The 16,301-nt window shown below is 38.5% G+C and carries 11 protein-coding genes and 3 rRNA genes; 3 read left to right on the top strand and 11 right to left on the bottom strand.

The window, feature by feature from the left end:
• Positions 1-103: 103 nt before the first annotated feature.
• The 8 genes from Q8X41_RS13710 to Q8X41_RS13675 form a co-directional block, all read right to left on the bottom strand.
• Entirely contained in the window at positions 104-1,144 is a 1,041-nt protein-coding gene (locus Q8X41_RS13710; protein ID WP_397536849.1) for a DUF4179 domain-containing protein, read from the bottom strand.
• Positions 1,141-1,707: a sigma-70 family RNA polymerase sigma factor gene (locus Q8X41_RS13705; RefSeq protein ID WP_397536848.1), complete on the bottom strand. Its 567-nt coding sequence runs from the start codon at positions 1,705-1,707 to the stop codon at positions 1,141-1,143. Before Q8X41_RS13705 ends, Q8X41_RS13710 begins: the two co-directional genes overlap by 4 nt.
• 189 nt (positions 1,708-1,896) lie before the next feature.
• On the bottom strand, positions 1,897-2,550 hold the full coding sequence (locus tag Q8X41_RS13700) for an HAD-IA family hydrolase (RefSeq protein ID WP_397536847.1): 654 nt from the start codon (positions 2,548-2,550) through the stop codon (positions 1,897-1,899).
• 164 nt (positions 2,551-2,714) lie between these two features.
• A complete protein-coding gene (locus Q8X41_RS13695) occupies positions 2,715-3,320 on the bottom strand; it encodes a DedA family protein (protein WP_397536846.1) in 606 nt (201 codons plus the stop codon).
• Positions 3,321-3,380: 60 nt separating this feature from the next.
• Positions 3,381-4,037 (bottom strand): phosphatase PAP2 family protein, encoded by a 657-nt coding sequence (locus Q8X41_RS13690; protein ID WP_397536845.1) that lies wholly within the window; start codon positions 4,035-4,037, stop codon positions 3,381-3,383.
• 532 nt (positions 4,038-4,569) lie between these two features.
• A 5S ribosomal RNA gene (rrf, locus tag Q8X41_RS13685) occupies positions 4,570-4,686 on the bottom strand.
• Between the two features lie 59 nt (positions 4,687-4,745).
• Positions 4,746-7,673: ribosomal RNA gene (locus Q8X41_RS13680) — 23S ribosomal RNA — on the bottom strand.
• A 182-nt stretch (positions 7,674-7,855) separates the two neighbouring features.
• Positions 7,856-9,403: ribosomal RNA gene (locus Q8X41_RS13675) — 16S ribosomal RNA — on the bottom strand.
• The 16S, 23S and 5S rRNA genes sit together here, the layout of an rRNA operon.
• A 1,676-nt stretch (positions 9,404-11,079) precedes the next feature.
• On the opposite strand from Q8X41_RS13675, the gene Q8X41_RS13670 reads away from it, so the two are divergent.
• A complete protein-coding gene (locus Q8X41_RS13670) occupies positions 11,080-11,646 on the top strand; it encodes a hypothetical protein (protein WP_397536844.1) in 567 nt (188 codons plus the stop codon).
• A 16-nt stretch (positions 11,647-11,662) separates the two neighbouring features.
• Positions 11,663-11,977, top strand: coding sequence for a DUF3139 domain-containing protein (locus tag Q8X41_RS13665; protein WP_397536843.1), 315 nt, complete (start codon positions 11,663-11,665; stop codon positions 11,975-11,977).
• A 92-nt stretch (positions 11,978-12,069) separates the two neighbouring features.
• Here the strand turns inward: Q8X41_RS13665 and Q8X41_RS13660 are convergent, their stop codons facing one another.
• The 3 genes from Q8X41_RS13660 to Q8X41_RS13650 all read right to left on the bottom strand — a co-directional run bounded on the left by Q8X41_RS13660 (position 12,070) and on the right by Q8X41_RS13650 (position 15,108).
• Positions 12,070-12,594 carry a tyrosine-type recombinase/integrase gene (locus Q8X41_RS13660; RefSeq protein WP_397536842.1) on the bottom strand — a complete coding sequence of 175 codons (525 nt, stop codon included), beginning with the start codon at positions 12,592-12,594 and terminating at the stop codon, positions 12,070-12,072.
• Between the two features lie 426 nt (positions 12,595-13,020).
• Positions 13,021-13,191 (bottom strand): tyrosine-type recombinase/integrase, encoded by a 171-nt coding sequence (locus Q8X41_RS13655; RefSeq protein ID WP_397540271.1) that lies wholly within the window; start codon positions 13,189-13,191, stop codon positions 13,021-13,023.
• Between the two features lie 867 nt (positions 13,192-14,058).
• Complete coding sequence (locus Q8X41_RS13650) at positions 14,059-15,108, bottom strand: 2,3-butanediol dehydrogenase (protein ID WP_397536841.1); 1,050 nt, start codon at positions 15,106-15,108, stop codon at positions 14,059-14,061.
• A gap of 577 nt (positions 15,109-15,685) precedes the next feature.
• Here Q8X41_RS13650 and Q8X41_RS13645 point away from each other — a divergent pair.
• Positions 15,686-16,246 (top strand): SLOG family protein, encoded by a 561-nt coding sequence (locus tag Q8X41_RS13645; RefSeq protein ID WP_397536840.1) that lies wholly within the window; start codon positions 15,686-15,688, stop codon positions 16,244-16,246.
• The last annotated feature ends 55 nt before the right edge of the window (positions 16,247-16,301 follow it).

Below are 16,301 nucleotides of genomic sequence, written 5' to 3'. Positions count from 1 at the left end.
GTTCCTGCCTTGGCTTTTTGGTTGTAATATTATCAAATATTTCTTAGCAAATGCTTTCGTATATTCATTAGATGGAAGCCCTTGTTGTCTAGTCTGTTGCAAATTACTTTTCCTTTTTCAAATCAATTTCAATCGGTTTCATTTTCCGTTCTTCATGGCCTTTTCCTTCACCCAGACTTAGAATAACAGTTGGTGTAATGATTAATTTTGTTGCTTTTTCGTTAATAACATTCATCGTGTCACTAAATTGAGATTTCGCCCCTTGATTATGACTAGTTCCACCATTCCCCTCTATATGATAAGTCGTTCCAACATCATCTACAACATCTAAAATTGTTGAAACGTCTTTCCACTTTTCAAGAATTTTAGGATCAACGGTTTGCTGGTAATTTAGAACAGTCGAAACATCTGTCTTTTCAAATGACTGTAAAATTATTTTGAGTCCTTTCGATTCACTTGTCTGATTTACAAGTTGAGTCTTACCTTCTACTTTATCTAAAGAGAATTCAAAGGACCAATCTCCCTTTACTTTTGTACCAGAGGTAATGTTAGTAAATGCTTCTGGCTGCCAGCTTACTTGTACAGTATTCGTTCCCTTGCCGTCTCCCTTATAAATTGGTGTTATTTTATCTACTCCTACATATTTAGTATCACTTATTTTCTTTAATGATGAGCCACCTGATGTTCCAATTGTATTCTCTACCGAAGGTGAACCAGCTATCATTGGGTTTCCTCCCAAGTCTTTCTTCGTTTCAATTGCATAAGAAATAGTGATAGAAGTACCATCATATACTGCATTATCGATCATAACAGATACCCCGTTACTGGTTTGAACCTGTCCGATAGTTGTAGAAAACTCATCATACTTTTCATAGAAGTTATCTTCATCTTGAAAATAACTGATCACATTCTTCATAAATGGGATTTGAGATGCAACTGAAGGAAATGCAAAACCTGTTGTCGTAACTACACCAATTGTTATAACAGCTGCCGCAACAATATTACGATATAGCGTAGATGTTTTTCTTCTACTCTTTGATCCAAACACAAATCGCTTAACCCTTTGTTTCTCTGTTTCCGACACTTCAACTGGCTCAATATCTTCAATATTTAAACCCGTCCAGTCTTTATAATTTTTTGTCATATAAAACTCTCCCTTAACTGAATAGTATTCGCTAGTTTTCGCTTTCCTCTATAAAGGCGATTATCAACAGCTGCTTTTGTTATATTCAATTTTTCTGCTATCTCGGTATTTTTCATTCCTAAAAAATACTTCATGACAAAAATATCCCGATCAAGTATATCTAGCTTACTTAATGCAAAAAGCAGTTCATTCTTTTGCTCACGTTGCAAAAGTTGTTGCTGTAAATCCTTTTTATCTGTAAACTGCTTCTCCATTTCAAGCTGCTCCTCGCGCGATTGCTGTTTTTCTAAAATTCGGTATAGATCAATCGCCTTGTATTTCGCAATCATCCCAATCCATTTCTTAAAGTCCTCTTGTTCTCCATTAAATTGCTTTGCATTTTGCCACACCGATAAAAATACATCGTTTACACATTCATCCACTGTGTCACTTTTAGCTAGTGGCTGTAAGATTTTATAGGCTATTGCTTTCACTAGTGGCATATAGACATCGATTACAAATTCAAGGGCATCTTCTTTTTGTTTTTTTAAACGCACGATAAAATTTTTCGTAGAACATGTCATACACTTGTCTCCTTTTGCTATTGAAAAAGCTTTTTCACTAAGTACAACGAAGGCAATATAATTTTATTCTCAACTTTTCAGGAATTTTAAATTGTTTGATTAAAAAAAGAGAAACGCACATTATTTGGAAAGTGCGTTTCTCTTATATTAACAAAAATCAATTTCAGCAAGTCGTATTTAAATCATTTATTAGACATTCAATAAATATTTGCTTAACTCCTGTATATCTTGGACAATGCCTTCAGGCTTTGCTAATTCCAACTCTTCTCGGCTACCATATCCGTAACATACACCAATGCTTGTAATTCCTTCTTTTTGCGCACCAATAATGTCATATTTACGATCACCAATCATAACAACACTTTGTTTAGACGGGGAGGATAACTGTTTTAAAACTTCTTGTATGACTTCATGTTTAGCTGATTGTGTACCATCTAAATTACTCCCTACCACCACATCAAAATACTGATTTAAATTAAAATAATTTAGTATTTCTTCAGCAAAAATAGTTAGCTTTGATGTAGCCACTGCTAACTTTACCCCTTTTTTCTTCAATAAAGAAAGTAATTCGTCAATTCCAGGATATACTTTGTTTTCATATAAACCAACTTGTTGAAATCTTTCACGATAATACTCAATTGCTTTCTCTGCCTTTTGTGGATCAAATCCGCAAAACTCGCAAAAAGATTCCATTAATGGGGGACCAATAAATAATTCCAAAGTTTGTTCATCTAAACTTACTGAATTCAATTTTTTTAATGCATAAGCAATACTTTTTGAAATACCTTCCTTCGGGTCTGTTAACGTACCATCTAAATCAAATAATATGTACTCAAATCTCATACATTATCCCTCCCGCTAAATAATTCTGTATTTCTTTTCTATTTATTGTAGGTAAAACGCCAAACATAGTAAACAAATTTATAGAAAAAGCTAATAATACCACTTCTAACAAATAAAAAACTGTAGATACGCCCAAAAGAACGCACTACAGCAAATAGATTTGATTACTTCTTCCTACTTCTGATAAACCACATAACAAACAATACAAAGAGTACAGCTAAAATTATGACTACAACATTAGAGTATGTATCCATATAGCCAGCGATTGTACTCCATGAAGAGCCTACCGCTGCTCCCACATTTACTAAAATACTATTCCAAATTAGCGAACCGATTGTCGTAAATAATAAGAATACGCCAAAGTTCATATGTGCCATGCCAGCTGGAATAGAAATTAAACTTCTAACCAATGGGACAAGCCTTCCCACTAATACTGCCCAAACCCCAAACTTATGAAACCAAGCATCTGCTTTGCGAATATCCTTTCGCGTTAATCTTAGTATATGCCCCCATCTATCAACTATTTTCTCTAGTCTATGTACGTCAAGAAGTAGACCAATACCGTATAAAACAATAGCCCCAACTACTGAACCAATTGTTGAAAAGATAATTACACCTATCACAGTTGCATCCGATGTAGTCGTCAGGAATCCACTAAATGTTAAAATTACTTCAGATGGAATAGGTGGGAAAATATTTTCTAAAGCAATTAAGAGGAGTATACCTATATATCCATATGAATTCATTACTTCAATAATCCAATTTTCCAAATTAGCTCTCCTCTCAATATTAACTCCCACTAATTATTAGAAATTAACAGATTCTTCATACTAAGAACGATGGCTTCTTTCATATTGCTTTTCTTTATATCTTTGGAAGAACCAAATAGCTATTGTTAGCCATAAACCGCTGGCAAAGTAACCTCCAACTATATCGCTTGGATAATGTACACCAAGATAAATCCGGCTAATACCAATCATTAGGATAAATATAATACTTACCAAAATTAGAGCAGTACGGCCTAACCGGTTTGGAATATGACGCCATAACAAGAATGCAACAATTCCATAAAAGGAAAATGCACTCATTGCATGCCCACTTGGAAAACTATAGCCGCCTGCTTCGATTAATCGATGAAAGTCTGGACGTGCTCGATGAAACAACTGCTTTAAAATCCCATTTAAGATTACCGTCCCTATTATTACCGTGCTAAACAATAGGAATTCTGCTCGATGCTTTAACACTATATATAAATAATACGAAACGACAATAAATAGAACCATTACCACAGGAAATGAACCCAAATATGTGAAAAACTTCATGATTATAGTAAGTAACGGTGACTCTAGCCCTTGAATAAAGGAAATAATCGTTTGGTCAAATTGAACAATTTTATGATCACTTATAAGAATGGCTATGCAGCTAAATCCTATAAGTGAAACTAATGCTACTAAGAAGGCACTCAACAGCTGGCCTTTTAATTTCATACTAATAACCCCTTCTTCATTTATTTAAGAGAATATTTTCCTCCTCTTTTCTATAATGCAAGGCTTCTCTTTAAAAGCGATCCAAGATATTAGACCATCACTTTCTTTTCTACCTTTTGCATTCTAAATAAAATTATACTTTATCCGTTTAACAGTAAAACTATTTTGGAAACTAAAAGTATAATCCTCATTTAATTCTCTTATATTGTATATACTTTCATTTTCTCCGCCATCAATTCCGTTGTCATTGGACTCTTTTTCAACTTTAACATAAGTTGCAGGCAGAAGCAGTAGAGTATAAATTAGTTCCTAAAATTATTGCTCTAAAACCGGAATTACTGTTTTATTATTCATTTGCATTCCTCCTAAAATGTATAGTAAAGCTTTTTACATTCTCTATTTTGACAGCTAGTGATGAAAAGTTAACGAAACTTCTTTAAAAAGTTGATTAGAATTTAATTAGCAATTTCTTATTTCCAACAAATTTAAACGCAAAAAAGCACAACTGAATAATCAGTTGTGCTTTAAGTGTGCCTAGCAACGTCCTACTCTCGCAGGGGGACAGCCCCCAACTACCATTGGCGCTAAAGAGCTTAACTTCTGTGTTCGGCATGGGAACAGGTGTGACCTCTTTGCCATCATTACTAGACTATTGAGATTGTTCTCTCAAAACTGGATAAACATTCATTGAAGTTCTTAAATCAACTTTTGGTTAAGTCCTCGATCTATTAGTATTCGTCAGCTCCATGTGTCACCACACTTCCACCTCGAACCTATCTACCTTGTCGTCTTCAAGGGATCTTACTTACTTGCGTAATGGGAAATCTCATCTTGAGGGGGGCTTCATGCTTAGATGCTTTCAGCACTTATCCCGTCCACACATAGCTACCCAGCGATGCTCTTGGCAGAACAACTGGTACACCAGCGGTGTGTCCATCCCGGTCCTCTCGTACTAAGGACAGCTCCTCTCAAATTTCCTACGCCCACGACGGATAGGGACCGAACTGTCTCACGACGTTCTGAACCCAGCTCGCGTACCGCTTTAATGGGCGAACAGCCCAACCCTTGGGACCGACTACAGCCCCAGGATGCGATGAGCCGACATCGAGGTGCCAAACCTCCCCGTCGATGTGGACTCTTGGGGGAGATAAGCCTGTTATCCCCGGGGTAGCTTTTATCCGTTGAGCGATGGCCCTTCCATGCGGAACCACCGGATCACTAAGCCCGTCTTTCGACCCTGCTCGACTTGTAGGTCTCGCAGTCAAGCTCCCTTGTGCCTTTACACTCTACGAATGATTTCCAACCATTCTGAGGGAACCTTTGGGCGCCTCCGTTACTCTTTAGGAGGCGACCGCCCCAGTCAAACTGTCCGCCTGACACTGTCTCCTACCCCGCTAAGGGGTACGGGTTAGAATTTCAATACAGCTGGGGTAGTATCCCAAGGACGCCTCCACCGAAGCTGGCGCTCCGGTCTCTCTGGCTCCTACCTATCCTGTACAAGCTGTACCAAAATTCAATATCAGGCTACAGTAAAGCTCCACGGGGTCTTTCCGTCCTGTCGCGGGTAACCTGCATCTTCACAGGTACTATAATTTCACCGAGTCTCTCGTTGAGACAGTGCCCAGATCGTTACGCCTTTCGTGCGGGTCGGAACTTACCCGACAAGGAATTTCGCTACCTTAGGACCGTTATAGTTACGGCCGCCGTTTACTGGGGCTTCGGTTCTCACCTTCGCTTACGCTAAGCAATCCCCTTAACCTTCCAGCACCGGGCAGGCGTCAGCCCCTATACGTCACCTTACGGTTTTGCAGAGACCTGTGTTTTTGCTAAACAGTCGCCTGGGCCTATTCACTGCGGCTCTCTCGGGCTTGCACCCTACTAGAGCACCCCTTCTCCCGAAGTTACGGGGTCATTTTGCCGAGTTCCTTAACGAGAGTTCTCTCGCTCACCTTAGGATTCTCTCCTCGACTACCTGTGTCGGTTTGCGGTACGGGCACCTCCTACCTCGCTAGAGGCTTTTCTTGACAGTGTGAAATCAGGAACTTCGCTCATACGAGCTCGCCATCATAGCTCAACGTTATAGAGAGCGGATTTGCCTACTCTCACGCCTTACTATTTAGACGCACATAACCAACAGTGCGCTTACCCTATCCTACTGTGTCCCCCCATTACTCAAATGGTAGGGAGGTGGTACAGGAATATCAACCTGTTATCCATCGCCTACGCCTATCGGCCTCGGCTTAGGTCCCGACTAACCCTGAGAGGACGAGCCTTCCTCAGGAAACCTTAGTCATTCGGTGGATGGGATTCTCACCCATCTTTCGCTACTCATACCGGCATTCTCACTTCTAAGCGCTCCACCAGTCCTTCCGGTCTGACTTCTCAGCACTTAGAACGCTCTCCTACCACAGACATCGTAGATGTCTATCCACAGCTTCGGTGAATTGTTTAGCCCCGATACATTTTCGGCGCAGCGTCACTCGACCAGTGAGCTATTACGCACTCTTTAAATGATGGCTGCTTCTGAGCCAACATCCTGGTTGTCTAAGCAACGCCACATCCTTTTCCACTTAACAATTACTTTGGGACCTTAGCTGGTGGTCTGGGCTGTTTCCCTTTGACTACGGATCTTATCACTCGCAGTCTGACTCCCGTGCATAAATCACTGGCATTCGGAGTTTGTCTGAATTCGGTAATCCGGGATGGACCCCTAGTCCAAACAGTGCTCTACCTCCAGGATTCTCTATCACGAGGCTAGCCCTAAAGCTATTTCGGAGAGAACCAGCTATCTCCAGGTTCGATTGGAATTTCTCCGCTACCCACACCTCATCCCCGCACTTTTCAACGTGCGTGGGTTCGGGCCTCCAGTAAGTGTTACCTTACCTTCACCCTGGACATGGGTAGATCACCTGGTTTCGGGTCTACAACCACATACTCATTCGCCCTATTCAGACTCGCTTTCGCTACGGCTCCGTCTTTTCAACTTAACCTTGCATGTAATCGTAACTCGCCGGTTCATTCTACAAAAGGCACGCTATCACCCATTAACGGGCTCTAACTACTTGTAGGCACATGGTTTCAGGATCTCTTTCACTCCCCTTCCGGGGTGCTTTTCACCTTTCCCTCACGGTACTGGTTCACTATCGGTCACTAGAGAGTATTTAGCCTTGGGAGATGGTCCTCCCAGATTCCGACGGAATTTCACGTGTTCCGCCGTACTCAGGATCCACTCAGGAGAGAATGAACTTTTGACTACAGGACTGTTACCTTCTTTGGTGGGTCTTTCCAAACCGCTTCGTCTAACTCATTCCTTTGTAACTCCGTGTTGAGTGTCCTACAACCCCAAGAGGCAAGCCTCTTGGTTTGGGCTCTTCCCGTTTCGCTCGCCGCTACTAAGGGAATCGAAATTTCTTTCTCTTCCTTCAGGTACTTAGATGTTTCAGTTCCCTGAGTCTGCCATCATGACGCTATGTATTCACGTCAAGATACTGTCCCATTACGAACAGTGGGTTCCCCCATTCGGAAATCTCCGGATCAAAGCTTACTTACAGCTCCCCGAAGCATATCGGTGTTAGTGCCGTCCTTCATCGGCTTCTAGTGCCAAGGCATCCGCCATGCGCCCTTAATAACTTAACCTATAAGTTATTAAGCCTAAAAAATTTAAAACTTAATATAAAAAATGTGTTACTTAAGAATTTCTTCAATGTCGTTTTATCCAGTTTTCAAAGAACAAGTTTTGAAAGCGATGAGCCTTCAAAACTGAACAGCAAGCGTTAATCGTATAAGTTCCAAGAACTTATTCCCGAAATATTCCTTAGAAAGGAGGTGATCCAGCCGCACCTTCCGATACGGCTACCTTGTTACGACTTCACCCCAATCATCTATCCCACCTTCGGCGGCTGGCTCCAAAAGGTTACCTCACCGACTTCGGGTGTTACAAACTCTCGTGGTGTGACGGGCGGTGTGTACAAGGCCCGGGAACGTATTCACCGCGGCATGCTGATCCGCGATTACTAGCGATTCCGGCTTCATGTAGGCGAGTTGCAGCCTACAATCCGAACTGAGAACGGTTTTATGAGATTAGCGTACTCTCGCGAGTTAGCGACTCTTTGTACCGTCCATTGTAGCACGTGTGTAGCCCAGGTCATAAGGGGCATGATGATTTGACGTCATCCCCACCTTCCTCCGGTTTGTCACCGGCAGTCACCTTAGAGTGCCCAACTGAATGATGGCAACTAAGATTAAGGGTTGCGCTCGTTGCGGGACTTAACCCAACATCTCACGACACGAGCTGACGACAACCATGCACCACCTGTCACCAATGTCCCCGAAGGGAAAACTCTATCTCTAGAGCGGTCACTGGGATGTCAAGACCTGGTAAGGTTCTTCGCGTTGCTTCGAATTAAACCACATGCTCCACCGCTTGTGCGGGCCCCCGTCAATTCCTTTGAGTTTCAACCTTGCGGTCGTACTCCCCAGGCGGAGTGCTTAATGCGTTAGCTGCAGCACTAAGGGGCGGAAACCCCCTAACACTTAGCACTCATCGTTTACGGCGTGGACTACCAGGGTATCTAATCCTGTTTGCTCCCCACGCTTTCGCGCCTCAGTGTCAGTTACAGACCAGACAGTCGCCTTCGCCACTGGTGTTCCTCCAAATCTCTACGCATTTCACCGCTACACTTGGAATTCCACTATCCTCTTCTGCACTCAAGTTCCCCAGTTTCCAATGACCCTCCACGGTTGAGCCGTGGGCTTTCACATCAGACTTAAGAAACCACCTGCGCGCGCTTTACGCCCAATAAATCCGGACAACGCTTGCCACCTACGTATTACCGCGGCTGCTGGCACGTAGTTAGCCGTGGCTTTCTAATAAGGTACCGTCAAGGTACGTTCATTTCCTAACGTACTTGTTCTTCCCTTACAACAGAGTTTTACGATCCGAAAACCTTCATCACTCACGCGGCGTTGCTCCATCAGACTTTCGTCCATTGTGGAAGATTCCCTACTGCTGCCTCCCGTAGGAGTTTGGGCCGTGTCTCAGTCCCAATGTGGCCGATCACCCTCTCAGGTCGGCTATGCATCGTTGCCTTGGTAGGCCGTTACCCCACCAACTAGCTAATGCACCGCGGGCCCATCCTGTAGTGACGCCGAAGCGCCTTTCAACATCTTCACATGAGAGAAGATGGATTATCCGGTATTAGCTCCGGTTTCCCGAAGTTATCCCAGTCTACAGGGCAGGTTGCCCACGTGTTACTCACCCGTCCGCCGCTAAATCAGAGGAGCAAGCTCCTCATCATTCGCTCGACTTGCATGTATTAGGCACGCCGCCAGCGTTCGTCCTGAGCCAGGATCAAACTCTCCATAAAAGTAAAGTTTGAAAGCTCATTAGCTTTGCTAGCGTATCATCTATAAGATGATATCTATTGTTTGTCCTTGTCACTAACAGAAGTTAGTAAACAAAGTTTATTGATTAACGTCTTGCTTGTTCAGTTTTCAAGGTTCATGTTATTGCGTTGCTATCAAGCAACTTTTATATAATATCAAATCTCTTATTTTTTGTCAACAACTTTTTTCATAAAAGATTTAATTAGTTGTCGTCGTTTTTCAGACGACTTTCAAATTATATCAGATCATTTCTCCGTTGTCAACAAATATTTATTTCATTTGAAAGATTCATATCATTTTTGTCGTTTCGTTTTAACGACTTGATTATATTATCATGTATATTTATATCCGTCAACAGTTTTTTATCTGATTTTAATAAAGAATAATATAAATTCAATCCTAGTTTATCTATTAAAATGAATCACTTCTATTTATACAAACTTTCTATATTCACTTCGACATGATGAACAGTTGGCATTTTTCAGCGTATAAAGTGAAAAATCCTTTATCTACTCCTGGTATGGTAGTCATGGACCTTCTCAATAATTGTTGAGAATACTTCCGTTAACTCTAATAACAATGTTAATGTACAAATTCTTCATACCCTGTCTTCTGTTGATTTTGCAACTCGATTAGCTGGTTCTTTAATAAGTAATTTTGTGCTTTGAGGTAAGAATAATCATTTAATTTTCTTCTATTAGATATTCTAACTTTAGGCATACAATAAAATCATCAATTTCTATTCGATACTTTATATAACATCTAAGTGTTCTTTTTTACAAATTACCATTACTTAGTTTTTAAAGATGTAAAACACTATGCAGCCAAGTTGAATTCGTTGATTGTTTGCTGTGTATGTTGTCATATAATTTCTCTCCTTTTTGGGAAGAAAAAAAGCGTTCGTATCGTGTTTTAACGATACAAACGCTTCAATGACAAATTTAAACACTTGAAAACTACTCAAAAAATTTGCATCGTACCGTGAATACGATGTGATGAGTATATAAGTGTTCCCGCACTTATATAGTCACGTTGAATGGCTTTTTTTATTTTCCGAACAATTTTTATACCTCATATTGCACACTAAAGACTATCAATCTGCAAAACAAGTTTGCTAGAATTGGTAGTTTTTTTTATCATTCTTTTACATACTTCAAAAAATTAATTGTTGAAGTAAGAAGGAAAGAGCATAAGGGAAAAATGCCCCCAATTACATCGTGGGGTTAGGCAGAGCCTAACTTTTTCTATTTCTTCTTTCCTTATTTGGATAGAGTAGTGACCATAGGGCTCTGCTCTTTTTTTATTTATTTTGTGAGGGTTACGAGAACCTGCTATTTTCGCCTTTAAATTTTTTCGATGCACTTCCACCAACTATTAAAAACGCTCCTACACCCCTTTAAATGCAAAATAAAGACGAGGCAACAAGCTGGATTGAGTATGATAAAAGCAACGCTTTTGTCATGCAATTACTTAAATATTATTAATAACACTTAAATATTAATCAATAATATATAAATATTGATAATAAAATTTATAATTATATATATATGTATATATTTATTATGCTTTAATATCCAATTAAAACGGTAAATTGGCTATATATGCTTTCTCTTTATATTAATATACACTTTTAATATAAAGGAAAAGGTGGGATAAAATGAAAAAAATAACATTATTTATTATGTCAATTCTATTATTTTTATCTTCAGGGTTAGTTTTCGCACCAAAAGCGAGTGCCGCAATTGCGGGGGATATTATTATTACAAAGGACACTAATCCGGGGATGTCTGGTAAGGGAATAGTTGGTCATACAGGTATCTATATTAATAAAACAACGATTCTTCATACATCAGGACGAAAAAAGGAACCGTGGCCAAAACGAATTTCTGAAAGCAAATGGCATGAGAGATATAAACAATCCAAAGTTATACGGCCAAAGTCTGCAGCATTAGGGAAAAAGGCCGCGAAAATGGCTCAAAATTATTTTGAAGGTAAACATATACCATATAATATTCCTAAAGCAAGTTTATATAAGTTAAAATATACTTATTGTAGTCAATTAGTTTGGCACTCATATATGAAAGCTGGTAAGGAATACAAAATATTTTATCAATCGGTCAACCAAATGAAATGGATTGTGCCAGGTATAATAAAGCCATATGATTACATAGATCCAGCTACTGTAGATTATAATGGGTTCAAGTTTATTGACAAAAAGTGGTAACAAAAGAGGTGAATAGATGAATAAAAAATTAAAGTATTTTTTAATTTTTATTATTAGTTGTATTGTTATTGCTGGTGCAATTTTTGGTTATATGGAATATAAAAAATACGCCATCAAAAAAGATGTAGAAACCTACTTAACAGAAACTAAAAAGATTGATAAGAAAGATATAACAGAAATTACACCTTATTATTCAAAGGAAACTGGCGATAGATTTTTGTTAGTGTATGTGACTTTGAAAAATGATAAGAAAGAATATACTTATATGAGAGATTCTAAAACCAATAAAATCAAACTAGAATCTTACAATATAGGCGATAAAACTTACTAGTTCTTAACTTTTTAAAAAGAGCAATCCATGATTATGGTTTGCTCTTTTTATTTGTTCACCTTCATTTCACTTCTAGTAATACTTTGTTCACCTTATAATTTGAAACCTTTCAAACTGTTTTCTATTTCATCATCGTTTATGCCTATATAAACCTTAGTTATCTTTGGGTGCGAATGCCCGAATATTTCCATAAGCGTTGCAACATCTTTTGTTTGCTTATAGTAATGATAGCCGAATGTTTTTCTCATTGTATGAGTGCCTATGTCCTCCCGCCCCAACCAGTCAGCTACTTTATCCAGTACCCTGTATGCTTGAGTGGTGCTTATTGGCTTATCACCTTTCTTGCTAGGGAATAAATATTCCTCATCTGCTTTACCTTCGCAATATTGGATAATTTCATTTTGGATTGAGCCTAAAAATAACTTTCTTACTTTTCCTCTCTTTTCTTCAATGACCTGTACATTTGATTTCCCTCGAATGTCTCCTACTTTCAACTTTATAAGATCGCTGATTCTCAATCCTGTATTGATAACAAGAACGAACATAAACCAATCTCTTTCAGTGCAAACATACAGTAAAGCATCTTTAAACTCCTTTATTTCTTCAGGTGTCCGCAAAGGCTCAACATTGTATGTGGTTTGTTACCGTTTCTTCTTCGCCTTTTCCATTTATTCATTCTTATTTTTGAAATTGTTTTACTTACCCCGTTTTTATTCGAGCGAAGCGACAACAAATATAGCTGTTTATTTTGAATAAAATAACAGCTATATATTTGTAAAGGTCGTAGGAATCTCCTTCCAAGTCAAAAACTCAGTTTTTGGGGAGTGGGCGCCCACTCCCGTTGCTTGCCTTACCCAAAAATATAAAGAACTTCGCTAATCTTTTATAAACTTTTATTAAAAAATAAAAGACCCCACTTAAGTAGGTCTAGCTAGCTCAAGCTAGCCTTGCTTTTAATAGGATGTGTTAACCTTTATTAAGGGGGGAAACATGTGCAGCCTTTAAGTTATAGCTTTTTCATTGGAATAAAAACTTGCCAAATTTTAGAGTGAAAAATCCTCCATTGTTGCATCCACCTCATCTTCAGTCACACCTATGTACTTCATCGTAATCGATGGTGCAGAATGATTAAATAACTGCTGCAACACCGCCACGTCTTTATGTTGTTTGTAATGATGATATCCAAACGTTTTTCGCATCGTATGCGTGCCAATATCGTCCCTTCCAAGTGCTTCTGAAGCCTTCTGAAGTACTCTATAGGCCTGTGTGGTGGAAAATATGGCTATTTCCTTTCTGACTACTCGGGAAAAGCCACGCAGAAGGGCTCATATCGCGTGTGTAGTCCTCGATCATCTCTCGGGTAGCTCTTGGAATCAAAAATCGTTTCGTTTTCTTCGTTTTTTGCTCCGTCATCACTAAATGCGTTTTCCCTCTCACATCTTGGACCATTAAAGGCACCAGATCGCTCACACGTAGCCCTATTATTTTAGCACCTATTCTTTCTTTTATTGTTTTTACTATTTTATTTATGACTGTATTAACAGGGAATTTAGCCGATAGAATATCCCATGCAATATTGGTTTTTATCATTTGGATTTTTTTAACTTATTTCCTTAAAACTTCAATTCCTTACTGGAGAAAATATAATATATTATTTGTTTCTTTTGTAGGTCTGATTTTAACATTGTATTTTGTGTTAACATTAACACCATTAGATAATTACACAAATCTTGTTTTTCTTAAAATCGGTAATTTTTCGTTTATTGTAGGGATAATTTTAGTGGGTGTGTTTTATTTTAGTTTTATTACTAAGAATAAAGAGAAACGCAGCGAAGAATCGAGCATTCGTTTACAATAAGCAAAAACCTATTCCCCTATTTACTAAATTGACATTTGGTATAGGGTGCTATTTTTAACCATTCGCCCAATGAAAAAGGGATTCTGTGTAAATTTTGATTAAAAACACCCATCAAGTTAAACATAGCCTAATAAAGAAAACCTGCAGATACATCAAAGTTTAAGGATGTATCTGCAGGTTTACTTTTTCTATCTATTTAAAAATATAGTCAATTTATAAAAACTTATTTTTCCCCGCTTAATTCAACAAGGATTTTAGCCTGTGATTTATCGTTTGTTAATGCTTCGAAGCCTTTTTCTACGATATCGTCTAGTACGATTTGAGATGTTACAATACCCTGTGGTTTCAATTGGCCCGTACCCATTAAGTCTACAGTTTGTTGGAAAGAAGTTGGTGTATATGCAATTGTAGAAGTAATTTTAACACCCGTGTTTGTTAAATGTAATGGATTCCATTCGATTGGACGTGCAAAGATTGATACGATAACCATCGTACCGCGTGCACGAGTTGAATCGATTGCTTGTATAAATGTTGGAGCAACACCCGCAACTTCGAATGTTACGTCTACACCACCAGGTACGATATCGCGAACAGTTGTAGGGCCATCTACTTTACCAGAATTAATGATATGAGTAGCACCAAGTTCTTTGGCTTTTTCTAAACGAGTTTCAGAAAGATCAAGAACGATGATTTTGCTTGCACCAGCTGCTTTTGCTGCAATTGTTGTAAGTAAACCGATTGGACCGGCACCGTAGATTGCTACTGTATCACCAAATTTCAAGTTACCCTCTTTAACAGCTTGTACTGCTACAGCAGTTGGTTCTACTAGAGCACCATCTTGAAGTGTTAAAGTTTCAGGTAAACGATATAGGTTAGATTCTGGAGCATTCGCAAATTTTGAAAAACCACCATCACCATGTAAACCGATGAAGCTAAAGCCATCATAACAATCTATATCTTCTGGTTTATTACCATGTGTTAATGTTGGGTTCACAACTACACGATCTCCTACTTTATAATTTTTTACGTCTTTACCGACTGTTTCAATTACGCCAGCAAATTCATGACCCATGATAATTGGAGCAATTTCTCCTGTTAATTCGTCAACTTTTTCTACTGGTACAAATACAGGTCCTTCTTGATATTCGTGTAAGTCACTACCACAGATACCTGCCCATGCAACACGAACTGTTACTTCATTATCTTTTAAAGGTTTTAACTCTTTTTCTTCTACACGAATGTCCTTTTTACCATGCCATACTGCTGCTTTCATTGTTAAACCCTCCTAGAAAATTATAATTTCTAACTTTATAAAAATTTTAATAACCGTGAGGTAGATGAGCCTCTTTTATGAGCCGGTTTCCGGAAACGTTTTCATAAACTGTACTATATTTTTCCTTCTATTGATTAGCACTGTTAAATTATAGTTTATTTTTCCATAAAATACACTCTATTAATCTTTTAATTCACAAATTATACATTTAATTTCAAGATGCCGTACTTCTAAAATATTCATCTAACATTCCCTTCATCGGCACAAACATTCCATTGTAAACAGAAAATAGCTATTGTAAAATTAAAAAGCAGAAATTGTTGCTTGTATGAGAATACCTGTTTGCTCAATGTAACCGGACTGTTTAACATGTAATTTCATCAACAACAAATACTGCTTCTATATTTACATCAGTCAACCGGTTTCTTGGGAAATCGGTTTTTATATTAAGAGTGAAACGCCCTTTTCCTCTCACAGCGTGAGGGGAAGAGTATTTGATCTCGAGAGATTCACCTGTAGCTGGATAATCGTAGAAGTGGAACACACCCTATCTTAAAATTAATAAGGAGACCTCGTTATGCTAAACCGACTTGTCATTACAGGTTACAAAGCACATGAACTAGGCATTTTCAACGATAGCCATCCTGGTTTACCAATTATCAAAAAAGCAATACAGGATCGATTAATACCACTGATTGAAGATGGACTTGAGTGGGTCATTTTAAGTGGACAACTAGGTGTTGAAACATGGGCTGCTGAAGTTGTTATGGACTTACAATTGGAGTATCCAGAATTAAAATATGCCATTATGACACCATTTTTAGATCAAGAAAAGAATTGGAATGAAGCAAAGCAAGAAAAATATGAAATGATTTTAGCACAGGCCGACTTTGTGACGAGCCTTACAAAGCGACCATATGAAGGCCCTTGGCAATTTATCGAGAAAAATAAATTCTTTCTCAAAAATTCCGATGGTATTTTAATTATTTATGATGAAGAGAATGAAGGATCTCCGAAATTTATAAAAAAACTTGCCGAGCAATATGCCGACAAGTATAACTATGAAATTCTTCTAGTTAATGCTTATGATTTACAAGTAGTTGCTGAAGAAGAACAAATGAGGAACTGGGAACAATAAACAAGTCTACCCAAAATGCCAGTAAGTCTTCTCATAGTGTAAAAACTTCATCCGA

It is taken from the genome of Rummeliibacillus pycnus (genome assembly GCF_044359855.1).
GTDB classification, from domain to species: domain Bacteria; phylum Bacillota; class Bacilli; order Bacillales_A; family Planococcaceae; genus Rummeliibacillus; species Rummeliibacillus pycnus_A.
Note: the sequence above shows the minus strand (reverse complement) of the source record. Positions and strands in the feature narration are given on the sequence as shown.

Excerpts from the sequence above, each read along its gene's own strand:
- Q8X41_RS13710 (WP_397536849.1), bottom strand. The coding sequence starts at position 1,144 with ATGACAAAAAATTATAAAGACTGGACGGGTTTAAATATTGAAGATATT.
- Q8X41_RS13705 (WP_397536848.1), bottom strand. The coding sequence starts at position 1,707 with ATGACATGTTCTACGAAAAATTTTATCGTGCGTTTAAAAAAACAAAAA.
- Q8X41_RS13700 (WP_397536847.1), bottom strand. The coding sequence starts at position 2,550 with ATGAGATTTGAGTACATATTATTTGATTTAGATGGTACGTTAACAGAC.
- Q8X41_RS13690 (WP_397536845.1), bottom strand. The coding sequence starts at position 4,037 with ATGAAATTAAAAGGCCAGCTGTTGAGTGCCTTCTTAGTAGCATTAGTT.
- Q8X41_RS13670 (WP_397536844.1), top strand. The coding sequence starts at position 11,080 with ATGAAAAAAATAACATTATTTATTATGTCAATTCTATTATTTTTATCT.
- Q8X41_RS13665 (WP_397536843.1), top strand. The coding sequence starts at position 11,663 with ATGAATAAAAAATTAAAGTATTTTTTAATTTTTATTATTAGTTGTATT.
- Q8X41_RS13650 (WP_397536841.1), bottom strand. The coding sequence starts at position 15,108 with ATGAAAGCAGCAGTATGGCATGGTAAAAAGGACATTCGTGTAGAAGAA.
- Q8X41_RS13645 (WP_397536840.1), top strand. The coding sequence starts at position 15,686 with ATGCTAAACCGACTTGTCATTACAGGTTACAAAGCACATGAACTAGGC.